General features: G+C 62.6%; 15 protein-coding genes and 2 pseudogenes. 5 read left to right on the top strand and 12 right to left on the bottom strand.

Features of this window, described 5'->3' with window-relative positions; all coding sequences use genetic code 11:
* Window positions 1–131: 131 nt before the first annotated feature.
* The gene (locus ACFXS9_RS18675) at window positions 132–455 is read left to right on the top strand and encodes a hypothetical protein (RefSeq protein WP_392690958.1); all 324 of its coding nucleotides are present in this window, start codon (window positions 132–134) and stop codon (window positions 453–455) included.
* Window positions 456–500: 45 nt separating this feature from the next.
* Here ACFXS9_RS18675 and ACFXS9_RS18680 read toward each other — a convergent pair.
* A pseudogene (locus tag ACFXS9_RS18680) lies at window positions 501–1,464 on the bottom strand (tripartite tricarboxylate transporter substrate-binding protein).
* A complete protein-coding gene (purQ, locus tag ACFXS9_RS18685) occupies window positions 1,461–2,162 on the bottom strand; it encodes a phosphoribosylformylglycinamidine synthase subunit PurQ (RefSeq protein ID WP_392690959.1) in 702 nt (233 codons plus the stop codon). The pseudogene ACFXS9_RS18680 and the gene purQ overlap by 4 nt, the downstream one beginning before the upstream one ends.
* 150 nt (window positions 2,163–2,312) lie before the next feature.
* Between purQ and ACFXS9_RS18690 the strand changes: the two genes are divergently transcribed.
* Window positions 2,313–3,329, top strand: coding sequence for a CorA family divalent cation transporter (locus ACFXS9_RS18690; protein ID WP_392690961.1), 1,017 nt, complete (start codon window positions 2,313–2,315; stop codon window positions 3,327–3,329).
* 24 nt (window positions 3,330–3,353) lie between these two features.
* On the opposite strand, the gene purS is transcribed toward ACFXS9_RS18690, so the two are convergent.
* Entirely contained in the window at window positions 3,354–3,596 is a 243-nt protein-coding gene (gene purS / locus ACFXS9_RS18695; protein WP_065728615.1) for a phosphoribosylformylglycinamidine synthase subunit PurS, read from the bottom strand.
* Between the two features lie 21 nt (window positions 3,597–3,617).
* Window positions 3,618–4,385 carry a phosphoribosylaminoimidazolesuccinocarboxamide synthase gene (gene purC / locus ACFXS9_RS18700; protein ID WP_008974302.1) on the bottom strand — a complete coding sequence of 256 codons (768 nt, stop codon included), beginning with the start codon at window positions 4,383–4,385 and terminating at the stop codon, window positions 3,618–3,620.
* A gap of 318 nt (window positions 4,386–4,703) precedes the next feature.
* Between purC and ACFXS9_RS18705 the strand changes: the two genes are divergently transcribed.
* Entirely contained in the window at window positions 4,704–5,027 is a 324-nt protein-coding gene (locus ACFXS9_RS18705) for a DUF1476 domain-containing protein (RefSeq protein ID WP_334363628.1), read from the top strand.
* Window positions 5,028–5,154: 127 nt separating this feature from the next.
* Here ACFXS9_RS18705 and ACFXS9_RS18710 read toward each other — a convergent pair whose 3' ends face one another.
* Both ACFXS9_RS18710 and ACFXS9_RS18715 read right to left on the bottom strand, forming a co-directional pair.
* Complete coding sequence (locus ACFXS9_RS18710) at window positions 5,155–5,706, bottom strand: substrate-binding domain-containing protein (RefSeq protein WP_392699849.1); 552 nt, start codon at window positions 5,704–5,706, stop codon at window positions 5,155–5,157.
* Window positions 5,627–6,070 carry a LysR family transcriptional regulator gene (locus ACFXS9_RS18715; protein WP_392690967.1) on the bottom strand — a complete coding sequence of 148 codons (444 nt, stop codon included), beginning with the start codon at window positions 6,068–6,070 and terminating at the stop codon, window positions 5,627–5,629. Before ACFXS9_RS18715 ends, ACFXS9_RS18710 begins: the two co-directional genes overlap by 80 nt.
* A gap of 119 nt (window positions 6,071–6,189) precedes the next feature.
* Between ACFXS9_RS18715 and ACFXS9_RS18720 the strand changes: the two genes are divergently transcribed.
* Entirely contained in the window at window positions 6,190–7,002 is an 813-nt protein-coding gene (locus ACFXS9_RS18720; protein WP_392690970.1) for an oxaloacetate decarboxylase, read from the top strand.
* Window positions 7,003–7,110: 108 nt separating this feature from the next.
* Here the strand turns inward: ACFXS9_RS18720 and cynS are convergent, their stop codons facing one another.
* The 4 genes and pseudogenes from cynS to ACFXS9_RS18740 form a co-directional block, all read right to left on the bottom strand.
* A complete protein-coding gene (gene cynS, locus ACFXS9_RS18725) occupies window positions 7,111–7,599 on the bottom strand; it encodes a cyanase (RefSeq protein WP_392690973.1) in 489 nt (162 codons plus the stop codon).
* Window positions 7,600–7,667: 68 nt separating this feature from the next.
* Window positions 7,668–8,594 carry an ABC transporter ATP-binding protein gene (locus ACFXS9_RS18730; RefSeq protein WP_392690975.1) on the bottom strand — a complete coding sequence of 309 codons (927 nt, stop codon included), beginning with the start codon at window positions 8,592–8,594 and terminating at the stop codon, window positions 7,668–7,670.
* Between the two features lie 5 nt (window positions 8,595–8,599).
* Complete coding sequence (gene ntrB, locus ACFXS9_RS18735) at window positions 8,600–9,439, bottom strand: nitrate ABC transporter permease (RefSeq protein ID WP_392690978.1); 840 nt, start codon at window positions 9,437–9,439, stop codon at window positions 8,600–8,602.
* A gap of 166 nt (window positions 9,440–9,605) precedes the next feature.
* Window positions 9,606–10,987: pseudogene (locus ACFXS9_RS18740) on the bottom strand (CmpA/NrtA family ABC transporter substrate-binding protein).
* A 168-nt stretch (window positions 10,988–11,155) separates the two neighbouring features.
* On the opposite strand from ACFXS9_RS18740, the gene ACFXS9_RS18745 reads away from it, so the two are divergent.
* Window positions 11,156–13,075, top strand: a complete 1,920-nt coding sequence (locus ACFXS9_RS18745; RefSeq protein WP_392690980.1) for a sigma 54-interacting transcriptional regulator — start codon at window positions 11,156–11,158, stop codon at window positions 13,073–13,075.
* 246 nt (window positions 13,076–13,321) lie between these two features.
* Here ACFXS9_RS18745 and ACFXS9_RS18750 read toward each other — a convergent pair whose 3' ends face one another.
* Window positions 13,322–14,245 (bottom strand): sialate O-acetylesterase, encoded by a 924-nt coding sequence (locus ACFXS9_RS18750; protein ID WP_392690983.1) that lies wholly within the window; start codon window positions 14,243–14,245, stop codon window positions 13,322–13,324.
* A 274-nt stretch (window positions 14,246–14,519) separates the two neighbouring features.
* On the bottom strand, window positions 14,520–15,041 hold the full coding sequence (locus ACFXS9_RS18755; protein WP_392690985.1) for a hypothetical protein: 522 nt from the start codon (window positions 15,039–15,041) through the stop codon (window positions 14,520–14,522).
* Between the last annotated feature and the right edge of the window lie 103 nt (window positions 15,042–15,144).

Here is a 15,144-nt window from a genome sequence, read left to right on the forward strand (position 1 = left end):
TCGGCGATCGAAAGCCACTCCGCCTGAGCCTGCGGGAACGGTGGTGGAACAGCAATCAACCGTGATTGACGCGCTGGAACGCATGCGAGCGCATCGTGTTGCGCCGTTACGCAGCAAGAAGAGGAGCAATCATGAAACTCGCAACAATCGGATTGGCCATGGCGCTGGCATTCACGAACACCTTCGCCCTGGCGCAAGCCGGCGGCAGCGGCGCGGGCGTAAGTTCGGGCACGGGCGGCGCGGCGGCAGGTGGTGCGGCAGGATCCTCCACCAGCGGAACGACCGCCGGCAGTGGAACGGGCGGTAATGCCACCACCGGCATGAGCAACGATGCCGGCAGTGCAGCAGCCGGCCGAAACAGTACAGTGAACCCGTCAGGGAACACCCACATCAACCCCTCGCCGAGCGGTTCGACCCTGTCGCCGACGGGGCCGGGTTCGACTACCGGCCGATAACAAAAGCCCCGCTCTGCGGGGCTTTTTATCACATGATCGCCGGCGCTACTTCTTCTCTTCCAGCAGCTTTTTGTATTTCTCGACGTCGCGCGTCACCAACTGGCCGAGCACTTCGCTCGCGTGCTCGTTGGCGTCGGGCGCAACGGTGGAGAGATCGTGAAAACGCTTCTTCACCGCCTCGCTCTCGACGGCGGTCCTGGCGGCGGCGTTCAGCTTCGCGATGATCGCAGGCGGCGTGCCTTTGGAGCGAACAGGCCGTTCCAGCCCTGCGCCTCGAATTCGGGAAGGCCGGCCTCGGAGGAAGTCGGCAGGGCGGGCAAGGTTGCAAGCCGCACCGTTGAGCCGACGACGAGACCCTTACCAGCTTGTCATCGATCGCCTGCGACACCGACGCGGCCGCGTCGCAGACGCCGTCGATCTGGCCGCCGATCGCATCCGTCAGCGCCGGCGCCGCGCCGCGATAGCCGACCAGCGTGACGTCGATGCCGGCCGCCTGCACAAAGCTCCTGCAGATCAGGAAATTCGAGGAGCCGGCGCCGGCATGGCCGAGATTGACCTTGCCGGGATTTTTCTTCGCATAGGCGATGAAATCCTGCAGGTTCTTGGCGGGGAAATCCTTGCGCAACGCGACGATACCGAACGTCTTGGCAACGACCGCGATCGGCACGAAGGAATCCGGCGTGAACGGCAGTTTCGGATAGATCGTATAGGTCGCGGCGCTGGTGCCGGCATTGCCGATCGCGATGGTATAGCCGTCTGCTTCCGCCCGCGCGGCACGCGTCAGCGCAGTCGAGCCGCCGGCGCCCGCGACGTTCTCGATTACGATCGGCTGCCCGAGCGACTTGGTCATCTCCTCGGCAACCACGCGCGCGATCACGTCGGAGGTGCCGCCGGCCGCGAACGGCACGATCATGGTGATGGGCCGCTTGGGATAATCCTGCGCGTGGGCTGCCACGGCGCATAGCAGCGCCACAACGACAATCGTCAGGCGCGACACCAAGAACCTCACGCGGCTTTTTCCAGATGCGCGGCCAGCCCTGCGAACAAGCCGCGGCCGTCGGTGCAGCCCATGATGTCTTCGACGTGGTTTTCCGGGTGCGGCATCATGCCGAGCACGTTGCCGCGCTCATTGACGATGCCGGCGATCGACTGCGCGGCGCCGTTGATGTTGGACTCCTCGTCGACGATGCCGTCGGCGGAGCAATAGCGGTAGAGCACGCGCCCCTCGCCTTCCAGCCGCTTCACCGTCTCCTCATCGGCCTCGTAGTTACCCTCGCCGTGCGCGACCGGCACGCGGATGACCTGGCCGGCATTGTAGCCGCGCGTGAACGGCGTATCCGAGCGCTCGACCCGCAGGTGCACATCCTGGCAGATGAATTTCAGCCGCGCATTGCGCATCAAGACGCCGGGCAGCAAGCCCGCTTCGCACAGGATCTGAAACCCGTTGCAGACGCCGAGCACGAGCCCGCCATCGGCCGCATATTTGCGCACCGCGTCCATGACAGGCGCGCGCGCGGCAATCGCGCCGCAGCGCAGGTAATCGCCGTAGGAAAACCCGCCGGGCACTACGACCAGATCGGTCCCCTTCGGCAGCGCAGTGTCGGCATGCCACACCATCGCAGCCTCCTGCCCCGAGGCGAGCTTGAGCGCGCGCGCCATGTCGCGCTCGCGATTGATTCCGGGGAAGACGAGGACGGCGGATTTCATGGAGGTTCCCGGTTGGAAACGAGAATCGTCGGCAGAACCGCCGACCCGGCAGAGACATAACCATTTGACGCCGGTTTTTCCAGTGCTAGCGTCGCCAAAACGGCCTGCGCGGCAGCCGTGCTCAACAACAATCGCTCAGGGATGGAAGCCATGAATGTCCCGTCGCGGGCGACCGCTGCGACCGAACCGATGACGTCCGAAGGTGTCGTCGCGGCCGGTGTTTACGTCGACGGCCGCCGCGTCGCCAATATCGCCATCGAGGAGGCTTCGAGCTGGCGCAGCAAGCCCGGTCACGTCGTGTGGATCGGCCTGTATGAGCCGGACCTGGCGCTACTGAAGAGTGTGCAGCAGCAGTTCGACCTGCACGACCTCGCGATCGAGGACGCCAACCACGCCCATCAGCGGCCCAAGATCGAGCAATATGGCGACGGCCTGTTCATCGTGGCGCGAACGGCGCAACTGATCCAGGGCAGGATCGCGTTCGGCGAAACTCATTTGTTCGTTGGCGAAGGCTATCTCGTCTCGGTCCGCCACGGCGCATCGACCTCGTATGCAGCAGTGCGCGAACGCTGCGAGAGCTGCCCCCGCGCGCTGGCGCGTGGCGAGGACTATATTCTCTACGCCATCCTCGATTTCATCGTCGACAACTATTCCCCTGTCCTGGAAACCATCCACGACGAGGTCGAGAAGATTGAAGACGACGTCCTCGCCAGCACCATCACGCGGGCCCAGGTCGAACGGCTCTACATGCTGCGCCGGGATCTATTGCGACTGCGCAATGCGATTGGCCCCCTGGTGGAAGTCTGCCGCCGGCTCGAACACGACAACCTTCCGATGGTGCGTTCGACCATGCAGGCGCTGTTTCGCGATGTCACCGACCACGTCAGGACCATTCAGGAGCGCACCGATTCAATGCGCGAGGTGCTGGCGTTCGCCTTCGAGGCAAGCCTTCTGGTCGGCCAGGCCCACGAGACGGCGGTCTCCAAGAAGCTGGCCTCGTGGCTCGCCATCATCGCCGTGCCGACGGCGTTGGCCGGAGTCTACGGGATGAATTTCAAGCACATGCCCGAACTGGAATGGGACTACGGATATTTCCTGGTGCTGGGGCTGATGCTCACCGCCTGCACCGGGCTGTACTGGCGTTTCCGCAGCGTGGGATGGCTGTGAGTGGCAAGCCCGCCGCTCACACCCTCATCCCAAAAGCTCGACCCGGTAGTTCTCGATTACGGTATTCGCCAACAGCTTGTCGGCGGCATCCTTCAATGCCGCCTCGGCCTTGGCCTTGTCCGAGCCAGAAAGCTCGATGTCGAACACCTTGCCCTGGCGGACGCTGGCGACGCCATCGACGCCGAGCGATTTCAGCGCGCCTTCGATGGCCTTGCCCTGCGGATCGAGGATGCCGGACTTCAACGTAACGGTAACGCGTGCCTTCACGAGATTTGCCCCAGTTCTACTTTAGCTCTTCACCAGCACCGGCCCCGAACCGGCCGGGCGCTCGTTCTCCATCAGAATGCCCAGGCGTTTCGCCACTTCGGTATAGGCTTCGAGCAAGCCGCCGAGATCACGGCGGAAACGGTCCTTGTCGAGCTTCTCGTTCGACTTGATATCCCACAGCCGGCATGAGTCGGGCGAGATTTCGTCGGCGACGATGATCCGCATCATCTCGTTCTCGAACAGGCGGCCGCATTCCATCTTGAAATCGACCAGGCGAATGCCGATCCCCAGGAACAGCCCTGTCAGGAAGTCGTTGACGCGGATGGCGAGCGCCATGATGTCGTCGATTTCCTGCGGCGTCGCCCAGCCGAACGCGGTGATGTGCTCTTCCGACACCATGGGGTCGTTGAGCTGGTCGTTCTTGTAATAGAATTCGATGATCGAGCGCGGCAGTTGGGTGCCCTCCTCGATGCCGAGGCGCTGCGACAGCGAACCGGCCGCGACGTTCCGCACCACCACCTCCAGCGGCACGATCTCGACCTCGCGAATCAACTGCTCGCGCATGTTGAGGCGGCGGATGAAATGGGTCGGCACCCCGATGTCGTTGAGGTGCTGAAACAGGTACTCCGAAATCCGGTTGTTGAGGACGCCCTTGCCCTCGATCACCTGGTGTTTCTTGGCATTGAACGCGGTCGCATCATCCTTGAAGTGCTGGATCAGGGTTCCCGGCTCCGGACCTTCATACAGGACCTTGGCCTTGCCTTCATAAATACGGCGTCGACGGCTCATTGGGATGTACCGTGTTTTGTTGAAATCCATGAAATTGGTGTGCTCCGGATGACAAGGGTTTGCGACCACGACGGAGCTGCCGTGAAGGCCAGGTCCTGAACTTAAGCGACCGGAAACAGAACAAGAACCTCGCCTGATGGCAACCTAACCGATTGGCCCATCCAGCACAATCGACCCGGCCCGATTGGGCCCAACTTATCCCGATTGCCTGCGGCTTAACGGACCGTTGTTTTACCGATTCGCCCCCTCTATCTAGGTAGTCCATCGGGCCGCGACAACGCGGCCTTATTTACCGTTTACGGGGATTGGAACCGAAGAATGACCACTTTCGACAAGCGCGAGGAAGGTTTTGAGAAGAAGTTCGCCCTCGATGAGGAGCAGAAGTTCAAGGCGGAGGTGCGCCGCAACAAGCTGCTCGGTCTTTGGGCAGCGGAAAAGCTCGGCCTGTCGGGCGATGCCGCCACCGCCTATTCCAAGGAAGTGGTCGCGGCCGATTTCGAGCAAGCCGGCGACAAGGACGTCCAGGACAAGGTGGTGAAGGATCTTACCGCCAAGGGCGTCGCCGTCACCGCGCAGGAAGTTCGCGTCAAGATGGACGAACTGATCGCGGTTGCCGCCGCACAGGTGAAGGCGGGGAACTAACCTGCTATTCCGGGACGTCGTGTAGCGATGGGTGCCCCTTGCGCCCCTGGAGAATCTCGAGATTCTCAGGTGCGCTATTGCGCACCATAGTTCGCGTCTTCGACGCGCCTCGGAATGACAGCGCGGGTCAGTGCCCGGGCTTTGCCTTTCCGTACTCCCTTCGAACGATCTCCATCAATCGCCGCGCCGCCGCGCTCAGGAAGCCGCCGCGGCGCGTTACTGTGACGACGTCATGGCTTGCCTTAAGATCGCCCACGACGATTGTCGAAACCGTCTTGTGTCGCAGTTCCTCTGCAGCGTTGCTCTCCGATAACAGCGCAATGCCAAGGCCGGCTTCGACCAGGCGCTTCTGCGCGGTCAGGCTGTCGACCGGCGTCCAATCGATCTCACCCAATCCATGGGTTTGAAACAGCGCAAAGACATGCGCCGCTGTGACCTCGCGCCTGCCAGGCACGATCGGAAAGGCGATCCAGCGCTCGCCGCGCAACCCGGCGAGCTTTGCGACACGGCGGCCGGCGCGCGGATGGTCCAGCGCGCACACCACCTGCAGCCGTTCGGAGACCAGCAATTCGCAGTCGAGGTCGCGCGAGCCGTCGCGGTCATAACGCAGGCCGATGGTCACCTCGCCGCGGCGGACCATGTCGCTGACCTCTGCGCTGGTCGCGGTACGCAGGCTCAGTTCGACGTCGGGATGCTCGGCCGCGAAGCGCCTGGAGAACCGCCGACAGCCGCCCGCCGGCAAGCGTGCCGACCACGGCGAGCGCGACCGGTCCTAAATCCGGCCGCGCCAGTGCGCGCACCGCATTCTCCGCATCCTGGGCCGCAGCCACCGCGCGCTCGGCATGAGGCACCAGCACTTTTCCGGCGTCACTCAACGTCGTGCGCCCCGTGATCCGCTCGAACAGCGGCACGCCGAGCTCCTGCTCAAGCAATGCAATGCGCCGCGAGATCGCCGGCTGCGAGCGGTGCAGCGCTTTTGCGGCATTCGAGATGCCGCCGCGGCGATGAACGGTCAGGAAGGTGAGAAGCGCATCGCTGTCCATGCTTCATCCATGCAAAAAGCTGATAATGTATAGAGAAATAACAACTTTGGCTGATGATCGATAGCCCGCTAGTTTCGTCGCCAACCAGACCCGACCAACCAACGAAGCGGAGATTGCCGATGCGAAGTCAGACGGAAAAAGCCGAAGCGTTTCGCGCGCTGCATGCGCGCCCGGGCGCCTTCATCATTCCCAATCCCTGGGACGCTGGCACCGCAAAGCTGCTCGCAGCGATGGGCTTTGAGGCGCTCGCGACCACGAGTCTCGGCCTTGCCAACACACTCGGCAGCGTCACGGTCAGCCTCGACGCCATCCTCGAGAATTGCCGAGCGATTGCGGAAGCCACCGACCTTCCCGTCAACGCCGACCTTGAAAACTGCGGCGCGGACGATCCGAAGACCGCGGCGAAGGCGATCGCGCGCGCGGCCGAAGCCGGCGCCGTCGGCGGCTCGATCGAGGATCTGACCGGCGATCCGCAGAACCCGATCTACGACTTTTCGCTCGCGGTCGAGCGCGTGCAGGCCGCGGTCGAGGCGGCGCGCGCACTCCCCTTCCCGTTCACGCTGACCGCGCGTGCCGAGAATTTCCTGTACGGCCGCAAGGATCTCGACGATACGATCAAGCGGCTACAGGCGTTCGAGGCCGTTGGCGCCGACGTCCTATATTCACCTGGGCTCTACGACATCGGCACCATTCGCACTGTGGTGTCCTCGATCAGCAAGCCGTTCAATCTGGTGATGGGATTTGCCGATCCGACGTTGACCGTTCCGCAACTCGCCGAGGCCGGCGTCAAGCGCATCAGCGTCGGCGGCGCGATGGAACGCTACGCGCTTGCGGCGTTCTTGAAGTGCGCGCGTGAGATGAAGGAGCGTGGCGCGTTCACGTTTGTGCGAGAGATGGCGCCGATTGGGGAAGTGAGGGCTGCGTTCGGGTGATAGGTCTCTCCCCGTCATTGCGAGCGCAGCGAAGCAATCCATTCCTCAGCACGGGGAAAGATGGATTGCTTCGTCGCTTCGCTCCTTGCAATGACGGCGGATGGACAGTCACTCCTCCTTAAATCCATACTCCGGCACATTCCCGCTCGCGCCGTAATATTTATACGGCAGGAATTTGCCGGACATCGTGATCTTGACCCGGTCGCCCTTGGGATTGGCGACGCGCTCCAATGCCATGTCGAAATCGATCGCCGACATGATGCCGTCGCCGAATTCCTCTTCGATCAGCGCCTTCCACGCCGGGCCGTTGACCATCACCATTTCGTAAAAGCGGTAGATCAAGGGATCGGTCGGCGGCATCGGCGTGCCGGTGCCGCGCATCGGCACCTCGTTGAGCATCGCCGTTTCCGCTTTCGACAGCCCGAACAATTCGGCGGCATTGGCGGCTTGCGGCTTCGTCAGTTTCATCTGGCCCATGATGGCGCCGACGATCAGCACTTCCGAATAGCCGCCGATCTTTTCGCAGATGTGTTTCCAGCTCCAGCCCTTCTCGCGCTTGATGTCGAGCAGCTTTTCGGTGAGGTCTTCGCGCTTCATGCCCTATCTCCTTGTGTACTCGTCATGCCCGGGCTTGTCCCAGGCATCCACGTCTTGTTTCGCATTGCCTAGGCAGACGTGGATGGCCGGGCCACGCTCGGCCATGACGCCTCAATCGAATCCTCAGCCTCCGCAGCCAGCACCAGTTCCGGCTTGCCCGGCCGCACGACCGGCACGTTGCGCGGATCATGATCGGTCACGGTGGCGGCAAACGTCTTGCTGCGGCTGACCAGGAAATCGATGATGTGATTGCGCACCGCGTAATAGAGCGGATGGCGGTGCAGATCGATGCGGCCGCGATCCTTCGGCAGCGGATTTTCCACGATCTCGGCCAACACGGCGCCGGGGCCGTTGGTCATCAGAAAAATCTTGTCGGCGAGATAGATCGCCTCATCGACATCATGGGTAATCATGAACGCCGTCTGCCCGGTCTCGAGGCAAATGCGCCGCACCTCGTCCTGCAGCGTACCGCGCGTCAGCGCGTCCAGCGCCGAGAACGGCTCGTCCATCAGCATGATCTTCGGCGTGATCGAGAGCGCCCGCGCAATGCCGACGCGCTGCTTCATGCCGCCGGACAGTTCCGACGGCCGCTTGTGCTCGGCGCCGGTCAGCCCGACCAGATCGATGAACGTCTGCGCATGCGCCTTCACCTTGGCGCGATCCCAGTTGCGCCACTTCGAAGTCACGGCATAGGCGACGTTGCCGAGCACCGTACGCCATGGCAGCAGCGCATGGCTCTGGAAGATCACGGCGCGATCGAGGCTCGTGCCTTCAATGGCCTGCCCGTCGACGATGACGGCGCCCTCGCTCGGCTGGTCGAGCCCCGCCAGGATATTCAACACCGTGGTCTTGCCGCAGCCGGAATGGCCGATCACGCAGCCGAATTCGCCGCGCTTCATCGACAGCCAGAGATCCTCGAAAATCGTGGTCTCGCCGCCGCCCGCGCCCGGATAACGCCGCGCGATACCCTCGATGGAAATGAATTTGTCGGTCATCGCCATCACTCCGGAAACGTGACCATGCGCGTAAACCGCGCCAGGATCTGGTCGAGCAACATGCCGACGATGCCGATCATGAGGATGGCGATGATGACGTTGGTGATCGAGAGATTGTTCCACTCGTTCCAGACGAAGTAGCCAATGCCGGTGCCGCCCACCAGCATCTCGGCCGCCACGATCACGAGCCAGGCGATGCCGATCGAAATCCGCATGCCCGTCAGAATCGTCGGCGCCGCTGCCGGCAGGATCACCGTGAAGGCGCGCCTGACGGTGCCGACTTCCAGCGTGCGCGCGACGTTGATCCATTCCTTGCGCACCGCGGCGACGCCGAACGCGGTGTTGAGCAACATTGGCCACACTGAGCAGATGAAGATCACGAAGATCGCCGAGATCGAGGAATCCTTGATGGTGTAGAGTGCAAGCGGCATCCAGGCCAGCGGCGAAATCGGCTTAAGGATTTGGATGAACGGGTCGATCGCCCTACTGATCAAGGGCGACATCCCGATCAAAAATCCGAGCGGAATGGCGACGATCACCGCGAGCAGATAGCCGAGGCCGACCCGCGCTATGGAATAGCCGAGCTGGATACCGAGCCCCTTGTCGTTCGGTCCGTTATCGTAGAACGGTTGCCTGAGATGCTCCCACAATTTCGCGCCGACATCTGATGGACCCGGCATCGCCGATTTGCCTTGGGTGGCCGTCAGCCCCATCAGCTTGGCGTATTCCGGCGACATGTTGGTAGTCGCAGCCGTCGGCCGCGTGGCGAGATGCCAGATGCCGAGGAACGTCGCGAACAGCACGATCGAAACGACGGCGGCACGGAAGCGAAGGGAGAAGGTCATTGGCGATAGTCCCTCAGCACGTCGTCCCGGCGAACGCCGGGACCCATACGCCGTGTCGGCTCTTTCAGGCACGATGTTAGAGGCCTTCCTTCGTTACTAACGCTGCGGGGTATGGGTCCCGGCGTTCGCCGGGACGACAGCGGCAAATGTAGTTGCGCCCCTGCCCTCACGACGCCTTCCTGATCTTGAAGCTGGCGAGATAATCTTCGGGCTTCGCAGGATCGAACGTCTTGCCCATCACCGAAAAACTCTTGGTGGTGGCGGCCGGCGGCGTCAGTCCTGCTTCCTTCATCAGCTTGGCGGCGTCGGTGGCGAGATAGACCTGCGCGGCGATGCCGGCATAGTCGATGTCGCCCTTGATCTGCCCCCAGCGCTTCATCTGGGTCATGATCCAGACCGCAAACGACTGCCACGGGAACGGATCGAAATCGACGCGGTTCGGCTGCTGGACGATGTTGCCGAGCCCGTCGGCGAAGGTGCCGGTCAAAATCTGCTCCAGCACGATCGGCGGCTGGTTGAGATAGTTCGCCGGCGCGATTGCCGCCGCAATCTCCTTGCGGTTCTCCGACTTGTGCGCGTACGCGGTGGCTTCAATGATCGATTTGAGCAGCGCGCCATAGGTATTCGGCATCGTGGTGACGAATTCCTTCGACGCGGCGAAGGCGCAGCACGGGTGGCCTTCCCAGATATCCTTGGTGAGGATGTGGATGAAGCCGGCGCCGTCGAACACCGCGCGCTGGTTCATCGGATCGGGCCCGAGGAAGCCGTCGATATTGTCGGCGCGCAGATTGGCGACCATTTCCGGCGGCGGCACCGCGCGGATCTGCACGTCGGTATCGGGGTCGATGCCATGCTCGGCGAGATAGTAGCGCAGCAGGTAATTGTGCATCGAATAGTCGAAAGGCACCGCGAACTTGAAACCCTTCCAGTCCTTCGGATTGCGCTTGTCCTTGTGCTTGATCGACAGCGTGATCGCCTGGCCGTTGATGTTTTCCACGGCCGGCATGGTGTAGGAATCGGATTGGAGCCGGCGCCCATGGTGATGGCGAGCGGCATCGGCGACAGCATGTGGGCGGCGTCGTATTCCTTGTTGATGGTCTTGTCGCGAATGACGGCCCAGCCGGCGGTCTTGATCACTTCGACGTTGAGGCCGTTCTTGGCATAGAACCCCATCGGCGCCGCCATGATGATCGGCGTAGCGCAGGTGATCGGGATGAAGCCGACCTTGAGATCCTTCTTTTCCAGCGGCCCGCCTTGCGCGAATGCTTCCGTCGCCGTCTTGAGCGGGAAGAATTGCGATAATGCCGCCGCTGCGGTTGCCGCGCCCACCGATTTCAAAAACGCGCGTCGCGCGACGTCCTGCGGAAACATCGCGCGCATCACGGCGGAGGCGACCACGCCTTCGTAGCGCTTCTGCTCGCTCTCGATGGCGGACTGGACCTGCAGTTGGGCGGCCTGGTGCTCTGCCTCGCTGACATGCTGGCCGCAGCTACAGCCACCGGCATGAAGCCGGCGGTTGGGATCGAATGGATTGTCGAAGGTAGACATCAGCCCTCCTGCGCGACGTTTGCCCCCTTATTAAGCAAGGCACATGCCAGCCCCGTTCTGCGGCGATAGCTCTGAGATCACAGCGATTCTGCTGACGTTGGCGGCTACGAAAATTCGTGATACACGAAATATCGTAATTGAATTACGAGATTTCGGAGCACCGACTGGATGGATCTGGCCCTCGGCTCAACCGCCCCGCAGGATGTCGAACTGCGCACCGCCGCATTCGAGTTCGCGATCGAGCCCGCGCTGCTGCTCGATCCCCATGCCGACCAGATCCTCGACGCCAATCCGGCGGCCTGCACCCTGCTCGGCTATGACCGCGCCTTGCTGCGCCAGACCAAGGCCAGCACACTGCATGCCGGACAATTGCCTGTTCTGATCGTGTTCACCCAGGCCGTGCTCGACAAGGGAGCGTACTGGACCAACGCGCTCACCCCGCGCCACGCGACGGGGCAAAGCCTGCGCCTCGAATATGCCGGCTCACTCGTGCCGGGCGAAGGCCGCTCGCTGGTGCTGCTCACCATGAGCGATCTCGACGCGCGGCGCCGACGCTATGTCGATGCGGCGGCCGAAGACCACATGCGCGGCGGAATCGCGACCTGGCAGCGGGTCGAACGGGTGTTCCAGGATATCGAGCGCGAAAACCAGTTGATCCTGCGCGCCGCCGGCGAAGGCATTTACGGCGTCAACGCCGAGGGCAAGACCACCTTCGTCAATCCGGCCGCCGAGCGCATGCTGGGCTGGGCTGCGGAAGAATTGGTCGGCAAGGCAATCCACCCGATCGTCCATCACACCCATCATGACGGGCGTCACTATCCCGATCATGATTGCCCGATCTACGCGGCGTTTCGCGACGGCGCCGTGCACCAGGTCGATGGCGAGGTGTTCTGGCGCAAGGACGGCACGCCGGTCTGGGTCGAATATACCTCGACGCCGATCCGCGACCGCGGCGTGGTGGTCGGCGCCGTCATCGTGTTTCGTGACGTCAGCCAGCGCCGCGAGGCCGATGAGAAGCTGCACGCGGCGCTTGCCGAGGTCGATCGCCTGCGCGAGCGGCTGGAGCTGGAAAACGCTTACCTTCAGGAAGAAATCCGCATCGAGACCAACCCGCGCGGCATCATCGGCCAGAGCGAAGCGATCCAGAAGACGCTGCGCCAGGTCAAGCTGGTGGCGCCGACCACCGCCGCCGTGATGATCACGGGCGAATCCGGCACCGGCAAGGAATTGATCGCGCGCGCCATTCATGAAGCGAGCAGCCGCCGCGACCGGCCGCTGATCCGCGTCAACTGCGCGGCGATCCCGCGCGAACTGTTCGAGAGCGAATTCTTCGGCCATATCAGAGGCGCCTTCACCGGCGCGATGCGCGACCGCATCGGACGGTTCGAGCTCGCCGACGGCGGCACGCTGTTTCTCGACGAGGTCGGCGAAATCCCGCTGGAGCTGCAGGGCAAGCTGCTACGGGTACTGCAAGAGGGCAATTTCGAGCGCGTCGGCGAGGAGCGCACCCGCGCGGTCGACGTGCGCGTGATCGCCGCCACCAACCGCGATCTCAAGCAGGAAGTGCAACGCGGCCGGTTTCGCGAGGACCTCTATTTCCGCCTCAACGTATTCCCGGTGGAATCGGTACCGCTGCGCGAGCGGCGTGAGGACATCCCGCTCCTGGCTCAGCATTTTTTGACGCGCGAGAGCAAGGCGCTGAAATCCGAGCTGCGACTATCGGAAGGCGACGCGCGCCGGCTTTCACGCTACGACTGGCCCGGCAACGTCCGCGAACTGCAGAACGTGATCGAGCGCGCGGCGATCCTGGCGCAGAACGGCCGCTTGCGCATTGATCTGCCCGATGTACCGGGCGTGTCGTCCTCCCCAGCCGCGGCGCGTGTGAAAGCAGATAGCCACCCCGCGGTCATGACGTCAGCGGAAATGCGCGCGCACGAGCGCGCCAACATTCTCGCCGCCCTTCAGGCCTGCTCTGGCAAGGTGTTCGGCCCCGGCGGCGCCGCGAAGCTGCTCGACATCAAGCCGACCACGCTGGCCTCGCGCATCAAGGCGCTGGGGATTGCGAATTGGCGTGGCTCGGCTGGCTAAGCTAGGGCATGTACTCATAATCAAGTCAGATCCGCTTTACTCTCGGAGACGGTTATCAAGCCAACATTGGTGCATGTTTGGGCCATCAACGAACGTTAGATCGCATCTGAATCAGGTCCGCTCATTCTTTGTTAGCACTGCAATCGGCTCGCTTTCCAGCATCTCGCACCAAACATCAGAGTTGCGGGCTCTCATAGAGCCGTGGCGCCGCTCATCGCCTCACCGATCACAGTTTCTTCCCCCGGCTCAGGGGACGGTTGAGAGCAGGTCTGCCCAGGCTCTCGCGGCCTTTTGCTCTCCCGATGATCCGAAATGGCAATCGTCGTACCGATCCAGATCGCCAAGCAAGGCGTCTGAGTTAACTCCGCTTCTCAGATTGGCACCGGGATCGGGAAGCGCCAGTTGAGCGCGCGCCACCGCGTTATCGGCAGAGTGGAAGCGCGTTCCTGCGTTGAGTGCTCCCAAACATTTGGTCGCGATGGCAACGTATACCGGCGCCGCGACGCCACGAGACCTCAACGAGCTGACCAGCGACACGAAGCGATCGCGGTAGTCCTTCTCGTTCGTTCCCTTCACGTAGTCGATCTCACCTTGGACCCAGAGGACGTGCGTCACAACATAACCTCGCTGCTGCAGCTGGCTCGCGGTGTCGGTCATGGTTCCGTTCAGATCGCCGCCCGGCGCCCAACGGGAGACCTCGGAGCCGCTTATGGACACGGGAGCCAGTATGACCTGGTCGAACGATCCGCGATCCAGCAGAAGGTTGCCGAGCAGGGTCCAATATTCCCCGCCGATACCGTCAGATCCCAGCAGGGGCGATGCGGCGACATAGCATCGCCCATCGAAGAAGTTGACAATCTTCTCTCCGTGTTCCGAGCGGAACCGCTGCCCCCCGTGATTTCCGGCGTTGGACTGCCCGATCAGCAGCAGCACGGCCGTACGGTCCGTCCGCTGCGGGCAGGCGACAGCTTTCTTCTGATCGCCCGATGCGAGCCGCCCCACTCGATCAAATGTGTAGAGGTCGTCGGGAGCCGTCGAGCCCGAGCGAGTTTTCAGCGCTTGAAGTAACGGGAAGGGAAATAATTGATGGCGAGCGCTGTACGCTCCAAACAAATACGTCGCGATCAAGACAAGAATCGCTAGCAAGAAGCTCGCGCGCGACATCTGCATTCGAACACCTGCAAACTTGGCCCCAGCGCGTTTTGGATAATTAGCGCAACGATTGATGGCGCGAAAGGGCCCTGGCACGCAGTGCGTTGTTCTGACGCCCTGTTTGGCGGAGGGCGACCAGGAGTTGCGGTTTCTTTTTGCTCTTCCCCGCGTGACCTGGTCTAGCCGCTGCCCTCAGGGCGCATGTCCGCTTGGGGGCCACAAGCCGCCGATCACGGTCAGACCGGGTGACTTCTGCTTTGCAGTGGGAAGCCGACGTTTATGAGTGCACGCCCTAGTAGCGGCGGCCGCCGACGGCGAACGGCGAAGCGCCGGGCAGCGAATTGAATTCGCTGTCGAGGCGGCCCGACTGCTGGACGTAGCCGACGCCGAGCGACAGGCTGAGATTCGACGTCGCCTGGAATTCGACGCCGGCATTCACGCTGGAGATCGGCAACGTACCCGACTTGGAGTCGAACGGCGCGAACGGGCCGCCGATGCCGGTATTGTATTTCAGCGTGTCGAACCCGGCATAGAAGGTGACGGGCAAGCCGCTGTTCTTGAGGCTGTAGCCGAACTGCACGCCTTCGCTATAGAGCGAGCCGAAACCGCCGAACGCACTCTGGCTGAGACCGCTGAGGCCCAGGCTGCTGCGCTGGCTGCCGACAAAAAAGCCGTTCGAAAAATTGTACCGCGCATAGGACGAGCCGTTTCCGACGTCGCGGAAGTCGAAGCTCGGAAAATTGCCGTATGCGTTCGGGCTCTCGCCCGCATCCCCGCTGAAACCCATCGGCCAGCCCGGAATCCAATAATTCATGGGAGATGCCTGAGCGTGGGCCGTCCGCCCGCCGAGACAGAGCATCGCGAAAGCGAGTGTAAGACCTAAGCTGCGTGTGAAATTAGACATTCGCGCGACCACC

The sequence above is a fragment of the Bradyrhizobium sp. RDI18 genome (assembly GCF_043203335.1).
GTDB lineage: Bacteria > Pseudomonadota > Alphaproteobacteria > Rhizobiales > Xanthobacteraceae > Bradyrhizobium > Bradyrhizobium retamae.

Excerpts from the sequence above, each read along its gene's own strand:
- ACFXS9_RS18690 (WP_392690961.1), top strand. The coding sequence starts at position 2,313 with ATGAATGTCCCGTCGCGGGCGACCGCTGCGACCGAACCGATGACGTCC.
- ACFXS9_RS18730 (WP_392690975.1), bottom strand. The coding sequence starts at position 8,594 with ATGACCGACAAATTCATTTCCATCGAGGGTATCGCGCGGCGTTATCCG.
- ACFXS9_RS18720 (WP_392690970.1), top strand. The coding sequence starts at position 6,190 with ATGCGAAGTCAGACGGAAAAAGCCGAAGCGTTTCGCGCGCTGCATGCG.
- ACFXS9_RS18745 (WP_392690980.1), top strand. The coding sequence starts at position 11,156 with ATGGATCTGGCCCTCGGCTCAACCGCCCCGCAGGATGTCGAACTGCGC.
- ACFXS9_RS18750 (WP_392690983.1), bottom strand. The coding sequence starts at position 14,245 with ATGCAGATGTCGCGCGCGAGCTTCTTGCTAGCGATTCTTGTCTTGATC.
- ACFXS9_RS18675 (WP_392690958.1), top strand. The coding sequence starts at position 132 with ATGAAACTCGCAACAATCGGATTGGCCATGGCGCTGGCATTCACGAAC.
- ACFXS9_RS18715 (WP_392690967.1), bottom strand. The coding sequence starts at position 6,070 with ATGGACAGCGATGCGCTTCTCACCTTCCTGACCGTTCATCGCCGCGGC.
- ntrB (WP_392690978.1), bottom strand. The coding sequence starts at position 9,439 with ATGACCTTCTCCCTTCGCTTCCGTGCCGCCGTCGTTTCGATCGTGCTG.
- purC (WP_008974302.1), bottom strand. The coding sequence starts at position 4,385 with ATGAGCCGTCGACGCCGTATTTATGAAGGCAAGGCCAAGGTCCTGTAT.
- purQ (WP_392690959.1), bottom strand. The coding sequence starts at position 2,162 with ATGAAATCCGCCGTCCTCGTCTTCCCCGGAATCAATCGCGAGCGCGAC.
- cynS (WP_392690973.1), bottom strand. The coding sequence starts at position 7,599 with ATGAAGCGCGAAGACCTCACCGAAAAGCTGCTCGACATCAAGCGCGAG.
- ACFXS9_RS18755 (WP_392690985.1), bottom strand. The coding sequence starts at position 15,041 with ATGAATTATTGGATTCCGGGCTGGCCGATGGGTTTCAGCGGGGATGCG.
- ACFXS9_RS18705 (WP_334363628.1), top strand. The coding sequence starts at position 4,704 with ATGACCACTTTCGACAAGCGCGAGGAAGGTTTTGAGAAGAAGTTCGCC.